Genomic DNA, 17,385 nt, shown 5'->3' with positions numbered 1-17,385 from the left:
GGCCCTGCACATCGAGGGGAAGCCGTTGACACGAGTAAACCCGCATGGCCACAATGGTCGAGCAACGACGCACACCCACCCAAGGAGCCAGCATGACGTTCACCCTCGGCATGGTCGGAGCCGGCCAGTTCGCCAGCCACTTCGCGACCCTGTTCGACAAGCACCCCGGCATCTCCGACGTCTACGCCACGGACGTCATCCCGGAGCGCGCCGAGCACCTCGTCGACGAGCTCGCCCTCGCCGGGACCTTCCCGAGCTTCGAGGCGATGCTCGCGAGCCCGGACGTTGACGCCGTCGCGATCTTCACCCAGCGCTGGACGCACGGACCGCTCGTGCTGCAGGCACTGCGCGCGGGCAAGCACGTGTACTCGGCCGTCCCGATGGCGACCGCGGTGACCGAGATCGAGTCGATCATCGCCGCGGTGCAGGAGACCGGGCTGACCTACATGATGGGCGAGACCAGTCAGTACAACCCGGCGACGGTGTTCGCGCGGCAGAAGGCAGAGCAAGGCGCGTTCGGCCGGGTGTTCTACGCCGAGGGCGACTACGTCCACGACATGGACCTCGGCTTCTACGACGCGTACAAGTACAGCGGCGGCGACGGGTGGAAGGCCACGGCGAGCTACCCGCCCATGTGGTACCCGACCCACGCGATCGGCGGTGTCCTCGGTGCGATGCCGCGGCACGCGGTCAGTGTCAGCTGCATCGGGGTGCACGACGACCGCGGCGACGGGGTCTTCGACACCGAGGTCAGCATGTTCGACAACGACTACTCCAACATGACGGCACTGTTCGAACTCGACGGCGGCGGCTCGATGCGCATCAACGAGTTCCGTCGCGTCGGCTTCCCGTCGTACATCCGCGAGAGCCGATTCCGGTGGTTCGGCACCGACGGCAGCTTCGAGCAGCTCGTGACGAACTCCGTCTGGCAGGACCGTGACGGGGTCACCGATGTCTCCGACCAGATCGCGACGCGTCCGACCATGTCCGAGGACGACCCGCGCCTGGCGGACGTCTCCCCGGCGCTCCGCAGTTCGTTCATCTCCGGACACGCGCCCGTGCACGACGCGCTGACGGACCGGTTGCCCGAGGAGTTCGCGTTCGCACCGAACGGGCACGAAGGGTCGCACCACCTGCTGGTCGACGACTTCGTCCGTGCGGTCGACAAGGGGGTGCTTCCTCCGGTGAACGCGTGGCAGGCAGCGCGGTACACGTTGCCCGGGCTCATCGCACTCGAGTCCGCCCGGCGGGACGGGGAACGGCTGCCGGTCCCGGACCAGGGTGACGCTCCCGTCGCCGTCGGTGAGGCGCTGCCCGTTGCCGATCGGGTGTCATGATCGACCGGTGACCAACGGAACGAGCGACGAGCGACCCCGGAAGCCAACGCGGCGGGACGTCGCCCGGCTCGCCGGGGTCTCGGATGCGCTCGTGAGCTACGCGCTGAACGGCGGAGCGCCGGTCGCCCCCGGGACCCGGCGGCGGATCCTCGCGGCCGTCGCCGAGCTCGGGTACCGGCCGAACCAGGCAGCGCGGGCCCTCCGATCCGGATCTGCCCGCACGCTCGTGCTCGCCGTGCCGGATCGCGAGGACCCCGTGTTCGCGAACCCGTTCTTCGCCGAGTACGCGGCGGCGATCGAATCCGCCGCGTGGGAGCGCGGGTACGCGCTCTACACGACGGCGACGAGCTTCGAGCCAGACCGACTCCGCGCACGTTTCGAGGAGTTCGCGGCGCGCATGGTCGACGGCGTGCTCGTGCTCTCCAGTGGGGCGGCCGACCCGGGTGCCATTGACCCGGTCGGCCTGCCGTGGGTCGAACTGAACGTCTCATCGGCGCGAGCGGGTGTCGCGAGCGTCGGCACCGACCTGCAGGCCGGTGCCGAGCAGGCGACGGCGCACCTGCTCGGCCACGGTGCCCAGCAGGTGGCGTTCGTCGGCGAGCCGAATGCCCGAGAACCCCGCCATCGTGGATGGCGGGCTGCCTGCGAGCGGTGGGGCGTGCCTCCAGGCCGGGTCTACGACGGCGGGTACACGCGCGAAGGTGGTTACGTGTCCGGATTGCAGATCGCGGACGAGGACGATCGTCCCGATGCGGTGTTCGCCGCCTCGGACCGCACCGCGGTCGGAGTCCTCCGTGCGTTCCACGAGTGCGGCGTCCGGGTCCCCGACGACGTCGCGGTCGTCGCGTTCGACGGATCGTGGGAAGCCGAGTACACGTGGCCCCCGCTCACCACCGTCCGGCAGCCGGTCGTGCCGATGGCTGCTGCTGCCGTCGGGCGACTGCTCGGTGAGCCGGAGACCGAACACCGGGAGTTCCCGGCCGAGCTCGTGGTGCGGGCGTCCTGCGGTGCGCACGATGCCCACGGACCGGCAACTCCCGCCCAGTAGGGTCGGCCGCATGACCCTCGTGATCGCCCACCGCGGTGCCTCCGGGTACCGCCCGGAGCACTCCCGCAGCGCCTACGAGCTCGCGATCGACCTCGGTGCCGACGCGATCGAACCGGACCTCGTCCCCACGAAGGACGGCGTGCTCGTCCTCCGGCACGAGAACGAGATCTCGGGCACGACGGACGTCGCCGACCGCCCCGAGTTCGCGGCGAGGCGCACCACGAAGGTCGTCGACGGGAAGCGGCTCAGCGGCTGGTTCACCGAGGACTTCACGTGGGACGAACTCACCGCGCTCCGCACGCGCGAGCGGCTTCCAGCACTGCGTCCGCGGTCCGCGGAGCACGACGGCGAGGACCCGGTCCTGCGGCTCGAGGACCTGCTCGCCATCCTCGACGCGGCACCCCGCCCAGTCGCGCTCGTCGCCGAGGTCAAGCACGCGACGTACTTCGACTCGATCGGGCTGCCGATGGGGGAGCTGGTCGACGGCGTCATCGGGGGAGCCGGGTGGCGTGGTGACGAACGACTGACGGTCGAGTGCTTCGAGAAGGGCGTCCTCCGCGACATCGGCTCGCGTGGCACCGGTGGTCGGCTGGTGTACCTCCAGGAGGCCCGGGGCAGCGCCGCGGACGAGGTCGCGTCCCACGGACGTGCGGCTCCGACCTATGCGGACGAGCGCACGGACGGCGCGCTCGCGCGGCTGGCCGAGGAGTTCGACGGGATCAGCGTCGACCTGAAGACGCTGATGGCCGGCACTGATCCGGTGGCGCTCGACGACCCCCGACCGGTGCGGTCCGACGTCGTCGAGCGTGCGCAGGCGGTCGGGCTCGCGGTCTTCACGTGGACCCTCCGGCCGGAGAACCGGTTCCTGCCCGCGCCGCTCCGGCGTGGCGGGGACGTCGCGGCGCACGGCGACTGGGAGCGGTGGTTCACCTCGGTGGTGCGGACGGGGGTCGACGGGGTCTTCGCGGACCACACCGACCTCGCGGTCCGGGCGCGTTCGCTGGTCGAGGAGCGGGGTGCCGGTGTCGGGGGTCCGGCCTAGACTGTCCCGGACATGACGATCGTGCTCGACCCATTCGACTCGACGCCCGAGCCGGGTGCCGGGGCCCGCCCGTACGACGACCCGTTCACCGCCGGTCTGAACCCCCAGCAGAAGGAAGCCGTCGAGTACCGCGGCGAGTCCCTGCTCATCGTGGCCGGCGCCGGTTCCGGCAAGACCAGCGTCCTCACGCGTCGCATCGCCCTGCTGCTCGCGAACCGTGAAGCATGGCCGTCGCAGATCCTCGCGATCACGTTCACGAACAAGGCGGCCGCCGAGATGCGCGAGCGCGTCCGTGCCCTCGTCGGCCAGGCGTCAGAGGGCATGTGGATCTCGACGTTCCACTCGGCATGCGTGCGGATCCTGCGTCGTGAAGCCGAGCGCTTCGGGTTCCCGCAGTCGTTCACCATCTACGACTCCGCCGACTCGCGGGCGCTGCTCAAGCGGATCATCAAGGACCTCGAAGCGGACTCGCTCGGTCTGACGGTCGGTGCGGCGGCGTCGAAGATCTCGAAGCTCAAGAACGAACTGCAGGACATCGACTCGTACGCGCGGAACATCAACGCGAACGACCCGCAGGAAGTCATGTTCACCGAGGTGTTCCGGCGGTACACGAACGACCTCCGTCGCGCCAACGCGTTCGACTTCGACGACCTCATCGGCCAGACGGTGTTCCTGTTCCGCGCGTTCCCCGAGGTCGCTGCGCTCTACCAGCGGCGCTTCCGGTTCATCCTCGTCGACGAGTACCAGGACACGAACCACGCGCAGTACTCGCTCATCCGCGAGCTGACGCGTCCGGTCCCGGTGGAGCAGGTCGACCGGCTCGAGGACGAAGGCCAGCACGTCGCCAGGATGCGCGAGGCGGACGGCTCGATCGCCGGTGCGTCGCTGACCGTCGTCGGCGACTCCGACCAGTCGATCTACGCCTTCCGCGGCGCCGACATCCGCAACATCGTCGAGTTCGAACGGGACTTCCCGAACTCCAAGGTGATCCTGCTCGAACAGAACTACCGCTCGACGCAGAACATCCTCGACGCGGCGAACGCCGTCATCGCGAACAACTTCGACCGCCAGGTGAAGAACCTGTTCACCGAGGTCGGCGCCGGCGACAAGATCGTCGGCTTCACGGGCTACACCGGACACGACGAAGCCCAGTTCGTCGCGGACGAGATCCAGCGCCTGCACGAGGACGGCACGGACTACCGCGACATGGCGGTGTTCTACCGGACGAACTCGCAGACGCGTGCACTCGAGGAGATCTTCATCCGCGCGGCGATCCCGTACCGGGTGCTCGGCGGCACGAAGTTCTACGAACGTGCCGAGATCAAGGACGCGATGGCGTACCTGATCACCGTCGCGAACCCTGCGGACCCGATGGCGCTCCGCCGTGTGCTCAACGTCCCGAAGCGGGGCATCGGCGCGGTGACCGAGACGACGTTGCAGCGCTACGCCGACGAGCACGACGTCACCATGCGCGAGTCGCTGCGGCACGCGGACGAGCTCGGGTTCGGGCCGAAGGTCCGGAACGCGATCACGGCCTTCGCGGCGCTGCTCGACGAGGTGTCCGCCAAGGCGCAGGACCAGCCCGTCGTCGACACGCTCACGCAGCTCCTGGACGGCTCCGGACTGCTCGAGCAGCTCCGGAAGTCCCCGGACGCGCAGGACTCGGCGCGCGCCGACAACATCGACGAGCTCGTCGCGGTGACGCGGGAGTTCCAGAAGAACAATCCAGACGGCACACTGAGTGACTTCCTGACCGAGGTCTCCCTGGTCGCCGCGGCGGACGAGCTCGACGACTCCTCCGGAACGGTGTCGCTCATGACGCTGCACACGGCGAAGGGCCTCGAGTACGACGCGGTGTTCTTGACCGGCGTCGAGGAAGACCTGCTGCCGCACCGGATGTCGGCGAACGAACCAGGCGGACCGTCGGAGGAACGCCGGTTGTTCTACGTCGGCATCACCCGTGCCAAGAAGTCGTTGTTCCTGTCGCTGGCGATGACCCGTGCGCAGTTCGGCGACGTCAACGTGGCGATGCCGTCCCGCTTCCTGCAGGAGATCCCCGAGGGGCTCATCGAGTGGAAGCAGTCACCCGGCATGGCGAACAGCCGTGGTGGGACGCAGCCGCGTGCGCTCAACGCCAAGCGTGACGGCGGCTTCGGCGGAGGCGGCGGCGGTGGTGGCTACCGCGGCGGTGGCGGTTGGGGCGGCGGCTCCTACGACCGAGCTGCGGCGGCGGCGAAGACCCGGCCGAAGACGGAGTGGGCAAACCGCGTCTCCGGGCAGGTCCGTGACAACGGCGACATGGAGCTCGCGTCCGGCGACCGCATCAAGCACGTCGACTTCGGCGAGGGTACGGTGTCCGCGGTGACCGGTCAGGGAGCCAAGCGCATCGCCGAGATCGCGTTCGACTCGGCCGGGCGCAAGAAGCTCCTGATCAAGATCGCCCCCATCGAGAAGCTGTAGTGGACTGGCTCTGGCAGACGTTGGTGACGTTCCTCATCACCATCGCCGGGGTGGCGGCAGGAGCTCTCTGGCAAGCGCGTTCGGACCAACGTGTTGAGCGTCGGCAACGTTCTCGATACCTGAGTGATGTCTCCACGAGCGGCAGCTGGAAAAGTGTCATCTACGACATTCGTGACTGGGCAACGGAACTCCGGACGATCGAGGCCCGCGGGCTGCCGCTCCAAGCCGCATCGATCCGCCGACCAGGAAGCGAGACCCTTCGCTACCTTGTCAGCTCGAGGGAGGCGCCACGGTATGTCACCCCAGACTTGCTCAATCTGCTCGACTACACGCTTCTGCTCAACGGGCTTGTCGTCCGATACCTCGCGCTCACAGATGGTCAGCGCGACGACGCATCGTTCCTCGTCAGGAATCTCGTCGCCGTTGCTTCGACCGTGTCCGACATCGCGAACACAATCGTGACTTCACGGGACCCCGGGATTCAACGGGAGCTGGGGCGCCGGAGCTGACCAGTTGACTTTCGCGCCCGGCCGTGACGGACGGGTGTTCACAACGGGAGGACGCGCCCGCTCAGCGCACCAACCGCACGGCATCGAGCGGGTGTGGACCGAGGTGCTCGCGCTTCGCCGCGCCGTCCCGGTGGAACCCGTTGCGCCGGTAGAACGCCTCGGCGCGCGGGTTGTCGTCCGCCATCCACAGGTACGCGGGCGCGTCGCCGACGGCCCCGTCGAGCAACGCCTGCCCGGCACCGGAGCCGTACGTCGACGCCAAGACGTAGATGCCCTCGAGCTCCCGGTCGCGTGGAGCCCCGGGCTCGCGTCCCGGTCCCGCTGACGCCCACCCCACGACGACGTCGTCGATCGTGGCGAGGAGCACGTCGGTCTGCGGGTCGGTGATGATCGTCCGCCACCGTTCGGCGCGCGCATCGACGTCGAGTGCCGCCAGGAACGACGCGGGCAGCAGGTGCGCGTAGGTCTCCTGCCAGGCCTGCACGTGCACGCGGGCGATGCGGTCGGCATCCGAGACGTTCGCCGGGCGAACCACGGGGTCGTTCATCCAACGATGATGGCGCACCGGTCGAGTGGCACGGAAGGCGACGCCACGCCCGGCCCCCTGTCCGGGTGACACAGACGAGGAGGTGAGGTTAGCCTTACCTAACGTGACACCTGTGATCGAAATGCTGACCAACGCCACCGCCACCCGCTACCGCGACCTCGTCGGGTCGACCGTGGACCGGCTCGCCGACCGCGTCGCCGGGGTGACGACGCCGACGACGAGCACCTCCGCCGCCGAACTCCGGGACCGGGTGGCCGGGATCGATCTCGACGGCGTACCGCTCGGGACGGATCGGGCGCTCGCGGAGCTCGACGAGCTGTTCGTCCGGGAGGCCGTGTGGTTCCACCATCCCGGTTCCCTCGCACACCTGAACTGTCCGGTGGCCCTGCCCGCTGTCGCTGCCGAGGCCGTGCTCGCGGCGGTGAACCCGTCCGTCGACACCTGGGACCAGTCGCGGATCGGCACCGAGATCGAGCGACACGTCGTCGACTGGCTGGCACGCCGGATCGGCTTCGCGGCGGGCGACGGCATCTTCACGTCGGGCGGCTCGCAGTCGAACCTGCAGGCGCTCCTCATCGCGCGGGAGCGAGTCGAGCAGCGGGAGCGAGTCGAGCAGCGAGCACCGCGCGGGCCGCACACCGTCTTCACCACCGCCGAGACCCACTTCAGCATCGCGAAGTCCGCACGCCTGCTGGGGATCGGCCAGGTGCGCATCGTCCCCACCGATGCCGCCGGCCGCATGGTCCCCGCAGTCCTGGCCGAGGCCATCGCGGAGACCCGCGCCGCAGGCCGCACCCCGATGGCCGTCGTCGCCACGGCCGGCACGACCGACCGCGGTGTGATCGACCCGCTCGAACCCGTCGCCGACGTCTGCGACCTCGAGGACGTCTGGCTGCACGTCGACGCCGCGTACGGCTGCGGCCTGCTCGTCTCGCCCACCCGACGACACCTGCTGGACGGCATCGAGCGGGCCGACAGCGTGACCACCGACCTGCACAAGTCGTTCTTCCAGCCGGTCTCCTCGAGTGCCCTGCTGGTCCGTGACCCCGCCGACCTCCGCAGGATCGCCTGGCACGCCGACTACCTGAACCCCGAGGACGCGGCGGAACCGAACCAGGTGGACAAGTCCCTGCAGACGACGAGGCGCTTCGACGCGTTGAAGCTCTGGGCGACGCTCCGAGCGACCGGCGCGGACGCGATCGGTCGAGCGTTCGACGCGGTCATCGACCTCGCCGAGGCCACCCACGCCATCGTCGCCGAGCACCCGGACCTGCACCTCGTCGCGCCGACGCAGCTCAGCACGGTGCTGTTCCGCTGGCAGCCGGCGGGGATGTCCGACGCCGAGGCCGATGCCCTGGTGGCACCGCTCCGGGCGGCGCTCCTCGCCGAGGGGCGGGTCCTCGTCGCCAAGACGGTGATCGACGGGCGGCCGTGCAACAAGCTCACGCTCCTGAACCCGGAGACCACCCCGGACCAGATGCGGGCATCCCTCGACCACGTGGCCAGAACGGCCGCAGCGGCCGCCGCAGCCAAGACAGCCGCAACAGCAGGAGCAGCACGATGACCACGACCACGACCACGAACGACCCCCTCGACCTCGTCGCCATCGGCATCGGCCCGTTCAACCTCGGCCTCGCCTGCCTGACCGACCCGCTCGACGACCTCGACGCGGTGTTCCTCGACGCCGCAGACGGCTTCGCCTGGCACCACGGCATGATGCTCGACGACGCCACGATCCAGGTGCCCTTCATGGCGGACCTCGTCACGATGGCCGACCCGACGTCCCCGTTCTCGTTCCTGGCGTGGCTCAAGGAGACGAACCGGCTCTACCCCTTCTACATCCGCGAGGACTTCCACCCCCTCCGCAGCGAGTACGACGCGTACTGCCGCTGGGCCGCCGAGCGCCTCGACACCCTGCGCTGGGGCCGGACGGTCACGGCGGTCGAGCACGACGAGGCGACGGACCTGTTCACCGTGCACGCCGACACCGACCACGGCCCGGAGACGTACCGAGCCCGCCACGTCGTCATCGGCGTCGGCTCGGCGCCGTCCGTCCCGTCGGCGCTCCGCGACCTGCCGGGCCCGGTGATCCACTCCGCCGAGTACGTGCCGAACCGCGACGCCCTCCGGAGCGCCGGCAGCATCGCGGTGATCGGCAGCGGGCAGTCCGCCGCCGAGGTCTACCGCGACCTGCTCGAGGACATCCGCGCGCACGACTACGCGCTCGACTGGATCACCCGGTCGCCGCGGTTCTTCCCGATGGAGGACACCAAGCTCACGCTCGAGATGACGAGCCCCGAGTACACGGACCACTTCCACGGGCTGCCCGAGGACCTCCGCGACCGCCTGGGACGCGAACAGCGCGGGCTGTACAAGGGCATCAGCGCCGACCTGGTCGACGACCTCTACGACGCGCTGTACCGGATCAGCGCGAGCGGCCCGATCCCGACGTCGCTGCGGACCGAGACGAGCGTCGTGGACGCGTCCTGGCTCGCCGACCGGCGCACGTACCGACTGACCCTCCGGCACGAGCAGCTCGGCGAGACGTACGAGCACGAGGTGGAGCGGCTCGTCCTCGCGACCGGGTACGCCCCGCGCCCGACGCGGTTCCTCGACCCGGTCGAGCACCTCGTCGCGCGGGACTCCCGTGGTCGGTTCGCCGTTGCGCGCGACCACCACGTGGACACCATCGGTGGTCGGATCTGGGTGCAGAACGCCGAGGAGCACACGCACGGGCTGACCGCCCCCGACCTCGGCATGGGTGCGTGGCGGAATGCGTCGATCATCCGGTCCGTCACGGGTCGCCCCGTCCACGGACTGGAGGACCGGATCGCCTTCCAGGAGTTCGGCCTGCCCGCCGCACGGCAGGCCGGGGCCCCGGGCGCCGCGCCGGAGCGGCGCGGCGCCGAGCGCGCGGAGGTGCGCGCATGACCGAGAACGGAACCGTCCTGATCGACGTGCCCCGCGAGGCGGGCGCGACCCCGAGCCTCCTGTCCGTCGAACCCGTGGACCCGGATCGCGACGCCGCCGTCGTGCAGGCGTGGCTCGCCCACCCGGCGTCGAGCTGGTGGGAGATGGGCCACCTCGACGTCGACGCCGTGCGCGCGTACCTGGCCGGCGTGCAGGCGGACCCGGCGCAGGCCGCGTGGTTGGGGCGCCACGACGGCGAGCCGTGCTTCCTCGCCGAGACCTACGACCCGGGTGCCGTGTTGCTGACCGACGTCTGGCCCGCCGAACCGGGCGACGTCGGCATGCACCTGCTCGTCGCACCGCCGCCTGCCGACGGGCGGGTGCACGGACTCACGAGCGCGGTGATGCGGACCGTGGTGGAGCACTGTCGGGACGCTCTCGGCGCACGTCGTGTCGTGGTCGAGCCCGACGTCCGGAACACCGCGGTGCACGCGAAGAACGCGGAAGTCGGGTTCCGGGTGCTCCGCGAGGTCGACGTCGACGGCAAGCGCGCGCTGCTCTCGGTGCTCGACACCGACCGGATCGGGGTGCCGGACGACGACGGCCCTGCTGCGCACCTGCGGCCGGAGCACCTCGACGTCGCGGAGCGGCACGTCGTGGCGAAGGCGATCGCCGAGTTCACCCACGAGCGGCTCATCGCACCGGTGGCCGACGGCGACGGCTGGCGCCTTGCCGCAGGGCCGTCGACCTACCGGTTCCGGGCACGGCTGCACGCGCTCGAGCACTGGTCGATCGACGAGGCCTCGCTGACCCGGACCCGTGACGGCGACGCCGTGCCGCTCGGTGCGCAGGACCTCGTGCTCGAGCTCCGCGACCTCCTCGGCATCCCCGACGAGCTGCTCGGCACGTACCTCGAGGAGATCGCCTCGACCCTCGCCAGTGCCGCCGCCAAGCACCGACGGGGCGGGCCATCGGCTGCCCAGCTCGCGCGGGGACGAGCGGATGCGGTCGCGGCGTTCCAGGCGACCGAGGCGGCGATGACCGAGGGGCACCCGGCGTTCGTGGCGTCGAACGGCCGCATCGGGTTCGGACTCGACGAGTACCGGGCCTACGCGCCGGAGTCCGGGCGGACGTTCCGGTACCGGTGGCTCGCGGCACGCCGGGAGCACACGCACCTGGCGCTCGCCGCGGACCGGACCGAGGACGCCCACTGGGCGGCCGAGCTGCCCGCGGCGACCGTGCACGGGTTCCGGCAGACGCTGGAGCGCCGCGGGCTCGACCCGGACGACTACGTGTGGCTGCCGGTGCACCCGTGGCAGTGGCAACACCGGATCGCCGTGACGTTCGCGCCGGACCTCGGACGCCAGGACCTCGTCGACCTCGGGGAGGGGCCGGACGAGTACCAGCCGCAGCAGTCGATCCGGACGGCGTTCGACCGGACGGACCCGACGCGGTCGTACGTCAAGACGGCGTTGGCGGTGCAGAACATGGGGTTCCTCCGTGGGATGTCGCCGGCGTACATGCGGAACACCCCTGCGGTGAACGACTGGGTCGCCGGGATCGTCTCGGCCGACCCGACGCTGCGGTCAGCCGGCTTCGAGGTGCTGCGGGAGCATGCGGCGATCGGGTACACGGGCGACGCGTACCACCGGGTGGACGTGTCGTCGCCGCAGCGGAAGATGCTCGCGGCGCTCTGGCGGGAGAGCCCGGTGCCGCGGCTGTCGGACGGCGAGCAGCTCATGACGATGGCGGCGCTGCTGCACCGCGATGCCTCCGGTGCGGCGGTGGCCTCGGCGCTGGTCGCCCGGTCGGGGCTGCCGGCGGACGAGTGGGTGCGGCGGTACCTCGACGCGTACCTGCTCCCTGTGGTGCACTGCCTGACCGTGCACGACCTGGCGTTCATGCCGCACGGGGAGAACCTCGTGCTGGTGCTCCGCGACGGTGTCGTGGTCCGCGCGGTCATGAAGGACATCGGGGAAGAGGTCGCGGTGCTCGCTCCGGTCGCCGTGCCGGCCGGGATCGAGCGCATCGTGCACCCGGTCGACGACGACGAGGCGGCCCTCGCCGTGTTCACGGACGTGTTCGACGGGGTGCTGCGGTTCGTCGCGGCGATCCTCGACGACGACGGAGTCCTGCCGGAGTCCCGCTTCTGGGAGCTCGTCGGCGCGTGCATCGACCGGCACGCTGCGGCCCATCCGGACCGGCGCCGCCCGCTCGACCTGCGTGCGCCGACGTTCGAGCACTCCTGCCTGAACCGGCTGCAGCTGCGGAACACCCTGTCGATGGTCGACCTGGCGGACCAGTCGTCGTCGCTCATCCGCGCCGGGTCGATGCCGAACCCGGTCGCGCGGGCGTAGGGCGGGCGGCGGGCTCGCCGGCCGGGTCCGCGTTCGACCAACCGGGAGCAACTCGCGCCACCGAATCCGGTGGCGCGAGTTGCTCCCGGTTGTGCGGGAGCACCGCGCGCCTTGTCCGAAGATGACTCACGGTTGCAACACGCGTGTCGTCCACCCGTCATCCGACCGGCGGTACTGCAGGCGTCGGTGTATGCGGTCGCGGCTGCCGTGCCAGAACTCCACGACGACCGGTTCGAGCCGGTAGGCGACCCACGACGCCGGACGGGAGGCATCGTCACCGAGGGCCCCGGCAGCGGACAGCAGGTCGTCGAACGTGCCGTCGAGCGGCTCGGACTGGTGTGCGGCGGCCGTCGCTGCCCGGGACTTCGGCGACCGGTCGGCGAAGAGGGCGTCGGACTCGTCGTCGGAGAGCACCACGACGACCCCCTCGAACCGCATCTGCTGCATGGTCTCGCGCCAGTACACCTGCAGCGCGGCCGCCGGGTTGGCTGCGAGCTGCCGTCCCTTCGGGCTCTCGGCGGACGACCCGAACACGAGCCCCTCGTCGTCGAGCCGCTTGACGTCGACGGTCCTGGCGCTGACGACCCCGTCCGCCGCGGTCGCGAGCGTCATCGACAGCGGTTCGGAGACGTCGTCGGCCGTGGCCAGCCAGGCCCGCGCGGCGGCCATCGGCGTGGCGGGCGGATCGGTGAACTCGGGGAACGCGAACGACGGGTCGCCGGAGAGGGGTGCGGTTGGCATCCCCTCAGCCAACCCCGGTCAGTCCGCCCACGTCCAGGAGACCGGGGGACGTCCGCCGCGCTGGCCCGACGTCGTGGTCGCCGCCGCCCGGACGAGCGCCGGGTTGGTCCGCAGCGCCCGGTTCAGGTTGCCGGGATCGGGGGCGACGCCGGTCACCGCGGTCTGCAGCCGGCTCGCGTCCGCCGTCGTGAACCGCGTTCCGAGGAGGGCGCGGGTGAGCGGCAGGTCCCGCCACAGCCGGGTGCGGACGTGGTCGAGTGCGGCCTGGATGATGCGGTCGTGGTCGAACGGGAGGCCCGGCTCGGCCTGGGCGGGCTCGCGCCAGACCGCCGACGGCGCGACTCCAGGGCCCCCGCCGGCCCCGGCCGACGACTCGGCGCCGCGATCGGACCCCGCCACCACCGCGACGAACGCGATGCTGATCGCCGTCGACCGCGGGTCCCGCTCCGGTCCGTCGAACGCGCCGATCTGCGCGAGGTGCCGGATCGACGCGTCGTCGATCCCGGTCTTGGTGCGGAGCGCGCGCCGCGCCCCGTCGGTGAGCAGTTCCGTCCCGTCCAGGAGCACGCCGGGGAGCGCCTCCTGTCCGGCGTACGGGTCGTACGGCCGGCGCGCGGTGGCGACCAGCAGCCCGTCGCCCGCCGTGAACGACATCGGGACGACGTCGATCGCGATGAGCGGCTGGTCGCGGGCCGCCACGGCGCCGTCGGTCACGCCGATGCCGCCCGGCGTGCGGCACGGTCGGCGCGTTCGCGGCGGAGCGTCGCACGCACGTCGGCGAAGGACTGGTGCACGAGGAACCGGCCGTCGGTCCAGACCGGCTGGAGCAGGCTCGTCGCCTCGTCCGCCGCGCTCGCCTGGTCGCTCTGCCGGATCTCGCCGGTCTCGTCACGGTGCAGGGCGATGCGGCCCTTCGCGCTCTTCTTGCCGCTGCCCGTCTTCGGGTCCTTCTGGATGTCGACGGGCTCGCCGTCCACCAGCGCCCACGTCGCCTTCACGGCGCTGCCGAGGTTGTCGCGGGTCATGTACTGGTAGGTGTACGAGCCGATGCCGAGCACGATGTTGTCGCTCGAGTAGCCCTTGGCCTCGAGGCGCTCGTAGATGCGACGAGCGCGGTCGAGGGTGATGCTGTCGCCGTAGATCACGCCGATGTGCTGGTCGAGGACCTTGTACCCGGCGTCGTTGACGGTGTGGCCGAAGATCTCGTCGAGGAGCTCGACGACGCCCTTCTCCTCGTGGCTGCGGGCCGGGTCGGCGAGTGCGTCGGCACCCACCCCGTGCACGGTGCCGGTGACGATGTCGACCGGGTCACCCGAGTCCGGGCGGATCACGAGCTTGCCGTCGCGCCCGGTGATCCGGTCCTTGAGCTGCGGGAGCGTCTCGGTGATGACCTTGAACAGGTCGAAGCCGTCGCTGACCGCCGACACGATGCCCGTCGGGTAGACGTCGAGGATCTGCTCGAACGTCTCGAGCTCCCCGTCGGCCCCGCGGACGCACATCACGCTGTGCTCGGTCGCCGGGACGCTCGCCGCCACGAGTCCGTTGTCGCCCGGGTAGTACCGGTCGATGAAGTCGAGCGACGGCATCGAGTCGGTGCCGAGGAACGAGAGCAGGTGTCCGGCGCCACCGGCCGCTGCGGACTCGATGCTGGACTGCCCGCGGAACGAGAAGTCGTGCGCGGCGAAGTCGATGCTCTCCGGGACGGCACCGGTGCGCGCTGCCCAGTCCTCCATCAGGTCCCGGTACTCCAGAGCCTTCGTGGCGACGGTCGAGGGGTGCCAGATCGACGCGGACAGGGCGGTCTCGATGTAGTTCGGCAGCCAGAAGAACTCGTCGACGGTGTTCTCGACCGTGAGCGTGGCGACACCGATCGGCGCGAGGGTCCCCTCGGGCAGGGCCTTGATCGTCAGCGGGAGGTACCCGAGGCGGTGCAGGGCGCGGACGTGGTCGACGCCGATGTGGTTCGGGCCGAAGTAGCCCTCGAGCGCCTGCTGGAACAGGTCGGCGACGAGGTCCTCGTCCGCCGCGAAGAACGGCGCCCATGCCTCGACCAGGGAGCGCTGGATGAACGCCTGCAGGCCGAACACCACGGCGTGCGTGGACTCTGGCATGTGTGCGTTCGAGCGGTTCGTCCAGTTGATGAGGATCCGCGTGGTCCCCTGCGGGTACACCTGCCGGTGCGAGTGCTTGTACCCGTCGACGGCGAGGAGCGGCGCGATGGGGCTCGGGCCGGTGATGCGGGGCTCGATGCCGGCGGTGGTCGTGGTGCCGGTCGCGGTGGTGTCGGTGGTGGTCATCGGATCTGCTCCGTCAGGAAGGGGGTCAGGGGAACGGTCGTGAGCCCGGGCACGTCGGTCTGCGCCGGGTAGGAGTCGGTGGTGACGATCTCGCCGAAGTGCTCGGCGAGCGCCGGTGCCCGGCCGGAGAAGACGCCGTGCGAGACCCAGAGGCCGAGGCGTTCCTTCGGCAGGCCGGTCGCACCGGCGAGGCCCATGAACGTTCCGCCGCCGTCGCAGATGTCGTCGACCACGAGCAGCCGTCCGGACTCGGGGAGGGGCTCGCACGTGAACCCGTCGAGCTTGCCGGTGTCGGGGTTGCGGTGCTTCTCGGCCCGGTAGACCGGCAGGCCGCAGGCGTCGGCGACCGCGGTGGCCCGTGCGACGGCGCCCTTGTCCGGGGCGATGATGCCGACGTAGTCGGAACCGGCGACCACGGCGTCACGGACGACCCGTTCGCTCGTGACGACCGTCAGGTTGTCGACCAGCCCGACGATGACCGGCGAGTGCGGGTCGAAGGCGATGACCTGGTCGATGCCGAAGCCGTTGATGACGTCCGCGTAGACCTTCGCCCCGAAGGGGAGTCCGCGGTCCTGCCGAGCGCCTGGGAGGTACGGGATGAGTGCGACCGACTTCGAGCCGCGCTGTCGCACGGCGTCCGCCCACATGCCGAGCATGAGGAGGTCGTCGCCGCTCGCGCCCCGCAGGGTCGCGATCTCGGTGGTCTCCCCCGTGTCGGCGTCGTCGTTCGCGACCTTGACGTGTGCTTCGCCAGCGGGGAACCGCATGGTGGAGAACGTCGGGGTCACGCTGGTTCCGGAAGCGTTCCGGGTGGTGAGTTCGACTGCCATGACCCGACCGTAGCACGGTAATTGTCAGTGTGACAAGTACTGCTTCGCGATCCGTCGCATCTGCCGGAGCAGCAGCGGGCCGGGGAGGCGGAGCAGTGGTCCCGGCACGAGGGCCCGGACGCGCCGGAGCCCCGCGGTCACCCGTGCGTACCGCCGTCGCTCGCGCGGGCCCCACGCGAAGCCGTACTGCTCGCGGACCGCATCGGGGAGCATGCCGACGGTCACGATCCGCACGAGCGGCATCGCAGCACGGACCCAGAACGGCGCGAACCGCGGGTGCAGCAGGTCGCGAACCACGGCCCTCGCGTCGTCGGTGACGTGCAGCCCGGCGAGCCTGCCGGCCCAGTACTCCTCGAAGGCGGCGACGGAGTCGGGCCACCGTCCCGCCGGCACTCGGAGCGCCACCCCGAGCGGTTCGTAGGCCGCCAGCACGCGCTGGGCGAGTTCCGGCGGCACCGGGTCACCGAACGCCTCGTGCGCCCGGAGCGCCGAGTCGTACAGCGTCGCCGCCACCCAGAGCTGCCGGTCGGCGTCGTCCGCGCCCGTGACCGGTGCGTGCGCGCGGTGCACGAACGACGTCGCGATCGCCGCGTCCGAGGGCGAGCCGAGCATCACGGCGTAGACGTACATGAGCGTGTGGGCGAGCCGCTGCTGCGGCCGTCGCGCGAAGTCCGAGTGCCGGTGGACGCCGGCCGCGACCACCGGATCGGCGATCTGCAGCAGGATCGCACGCCCGCCGGCGACGACGGGGGTGCTGTCCGCCAGGAACCGGTCGAGCACCCGGTCCCGACCACGGGGCGGACTGGAGGCACGGCGCACGTCCGGCACCGAGCCTCCCGTCCGTCCGCTGGTCACCGTCTCGTGCCCCGCTCGCGTCGGCGCGGCACCACGTCGATCGCGACGGCGCCGGCCAGGGCGGCTGCGCCGCCGACGAGCGCGGTGACGACGAAGGCGACGCTGCCGACCGGGCCGGTGCTCATCGCGACGAGCGTCGCGACGAGCCAGATCGCAGGGAGCGGCCAGCAGTGCGACGGCGTCGCGGCGACCACGGCGACGAGCACGCCGCCGATCAGCAGGGGCAACCAGAGGAGGTTCGTGCCGCAGGAGGGGCCGTAGGTCGACGGGCCGCACGCGGTCACACCCGAGCGGACACCCGTGTGCGCCGAGGCGGCCACGAGCAGCAGTGACGCGATCGCCAGCAGCCGTGCGACCGCTGGCATGCCGTGGACACTGGCCTGGACACGACGGAGCACGGCTCGATGGTACCGAGCCGTGCTCCGTGGTCGATGTGGTGCTGGGCGGTGCTG

15 protein-coding genes are annotated in these 17,385 nt (G+C 71.0%); 8 read left to right on the top strand and 7 right to left on the bottom strand.

The features are described 5' to 3' along the window. The first annotated feature begins 92 nt into the window (after positions 1-92). From QK288_RS00905 to QK288_RS00885, 5 genes are read left to right on the top strand one after another with little or no spacing between them, the layout of a single operon-like run. Complete coding sequence (locus tag QK288_RS00905; RefSeq protein WP_281265955.1) at positions 93-1,337, top strand: Gfo/Idh/MocA family oxidoreductase; 1,245 nt, start codon at positions 93-95, stop codon at positions 1,335-1,337. A 7-nt stretch (positions 1,338-1,344) separates the two neighbouring features. Beyond that, entirely contained in the window at positions 1,345-2,385 is a 1,041-nt protein-coding gene (locus QK288_RS00900; protein WP_281265954.1) for a LacI family DNA-binding transcriptional regulator, read from the top strand. Positions 2,386-2,395: 10 nt separating this feature from the next. Continuing rightward, positions 2,396-3,427: a glycerophosphodiester phosphodiesterase family protein gene (locus QK288_RS00895; RefSeq protein ID WP_281265953.1), complete on the top strand. Its 1,032-nt coding sequence runs from the start codon at positions 2,396-2,398 to the stop codon at positions 3,425-3,427. 12 nt (positions 3,428-3,439) lie between these two features. Next, a complete protein-coding gene (locus tag QK288_RS00890; protein WP_281265952.1) occupies positions 3,440-5,887 on the top strand; it encodes a UvrD-helicase domain-containing protein in 2,448 nt (815 codons plus the stop codon). Further along, positions 5,887-6,396 (top strand): hypothetical protein, encoded by a 510-nt coding sequence (locus QK288_RS00885; RefSeq protein ID WP_281265951.1) that lies wholly within the window; start codon positions 5,887-5,889, stop codon positions 6,394-6,396. The genes QK288_RS00890 and QK288_RS00885 overlap by 1 nt, the downstream gene beginning before the upstream one ends. A 61-nt stretch (positions 6,397-6,457) precedes the next feature. On the opposite strand, the gene QK288_RS00880 is transcribed toward QK288_RS00885, so the two are convergent. After that, positions 6,458-6,943, bottom strand: a complete 486-nt coding sequence (locus QK288_RS00880; protein ID WP_281265950.1) for a GNAT family N-acetyltransferase — start codon at positions 6,941-6,943, stop codon at positions 6,458-6,460. Between the two features lie 121 nt (positions 6,944-7,064). Between QK288_RS00880 and QK288_RS00875 the strand changes: the two genes are divergently transcribed. The 3 genes from QK288_RS00875 to QK288_RS00865 are packed head-to-tail and all read left to right on the top strand — an operon-like array spanning position 7,065 to position 12,210. Continuing rightward, on the top strand, positions 7,065-8,507 hold the full coding sequence (locus QK288_RS00875; RefSeq protein WP_281267637.1) for a pyridoxal-dependent decarboxylase: 1,443 nt from the start codon (positions 7,065-7,067) through the stop codon (positions 8,505-8,507). Beyond that, positions 8,504-9,874, top strand: coding sequence for a SidA/IucD/PvdA family monooxygenase (locus QK288_RS00870; RefSeq protein WP_281265949.1), 1,371 nt, complete (start codon positions 8,504-8,506; stop codon positions 9,872-9,874). The genes QK288_RS00875 and QK288_RS00870 overlap by 4 nt, the downstream gene beginning before the upstream one ends. Continuing rightward, positions 9,871-12,210, top strand: a complete 2,340-nt coding sequence (locus QK288_RS00865) for a GNAT family N-acetyltransferase (protein WP_281265948.1) — start codon at positions 9,871-9,873, stop codon at positions 12,208-12,210. Before QK288_RS00870 ends, QK288_RS00865 begins: the two co-directional genes overlap by 4 nt. Positions 12,211-12,336: 126 nt before the next feature. On the opposite strand, the gene QK288_RS00860 is transcribed toward QK288_RS00865, so the two are convergent. From QK288_RS00860 to QK288_RS00835, 6 genes are read right to left on the bottom strand one after another with little or no spacing between them, the layout of a single operon-like run. Then, a complete protein-coding gene (locus QK288_RS00860) occupies positions 12,337-12,951 on the bottom strand; it encodes a pyridoxal 5'-phosphate synthase (protein ID WP_281265947.1) in 615 nt (204 codons plus the stop codon). A gap of 18 nt (positions 12,952-12,969) precedes the next feature. Next, positions 12,970-13,665, bottom strand: a complete 696-nt coding sequence (locus QK288_RS00855; protein WP_281265946.1) for a hypothetical protein — start codon at positions 13,663-13,665, stop codon at positions 12,970-12,972. Continuing rightward, the gene (locus QK288_RS00850) at positions 13,662-15,248 is read right to left on the bottom strand and encodes a nicotinate phosphoribosyltransferase (RefSeq protein ID WP_281265945.1); all 1,587 of its coding nucleotides are present in this window, start codon (positions 15,246-15,248) and stop codon (positions 13,662-13,664) included. The genes QK288_RS00855 and QK288_RS00850 overlap by 4 nt, the downstream gene beginning before the upstream one ends. Beyond that, positions 15,245-16,078: a phosphoribosyltransferase family protein gene (locus tag QK288_RS00845; protein ID WP_281265944.1), complete on the bottom strand. Its 834-nt coding sequence runs from the start codon at positions 16,076-16,078 to the stop codon at positions 15,245-15,247. The genes QK288_RS00850 and QK288_RS00845 overlap by 4 nt, the downstream gene beginning before the upstream one ends. A gap of 24 nt (positions 16,079-16,102) precedes the next feature. Next, entirely contained in the window at positions 16,103-16,906 is an 804-nt protein-coding gene (locus QK288_RS00840) for an oxygenase MpaB family protein (RefSeq protein ID WP_281265943.1), read from the bottom strand. Positions 16,907-16,929: 23 nt separating this feature from the next. Further along, positions 16,930-17,331, bottom strand: a complete 402-nt coding sequence (locus tag QK288_RS00835; protein WP_281265942.1) for a hypothetical protein — start codon at positions 17,329-17,331, stop codon at positions 16,930-16,932. Positions 17,332-17,385: the final 54 nt, after the last annotated feature.

The organism is Curtobacterium sp. 9128, from assembly GCF_900086645.1.
GTDB lineage: Bacteria > Actinomycetota > Actinomycetes > Actinomycetales > Microbacteriaceae > Curtobacterium.
The sequence above is the reverse complement of the archived record's forward strand: the minus strand, read 5'-3'. Positions and strand labels throughout refer to the sequence as shown.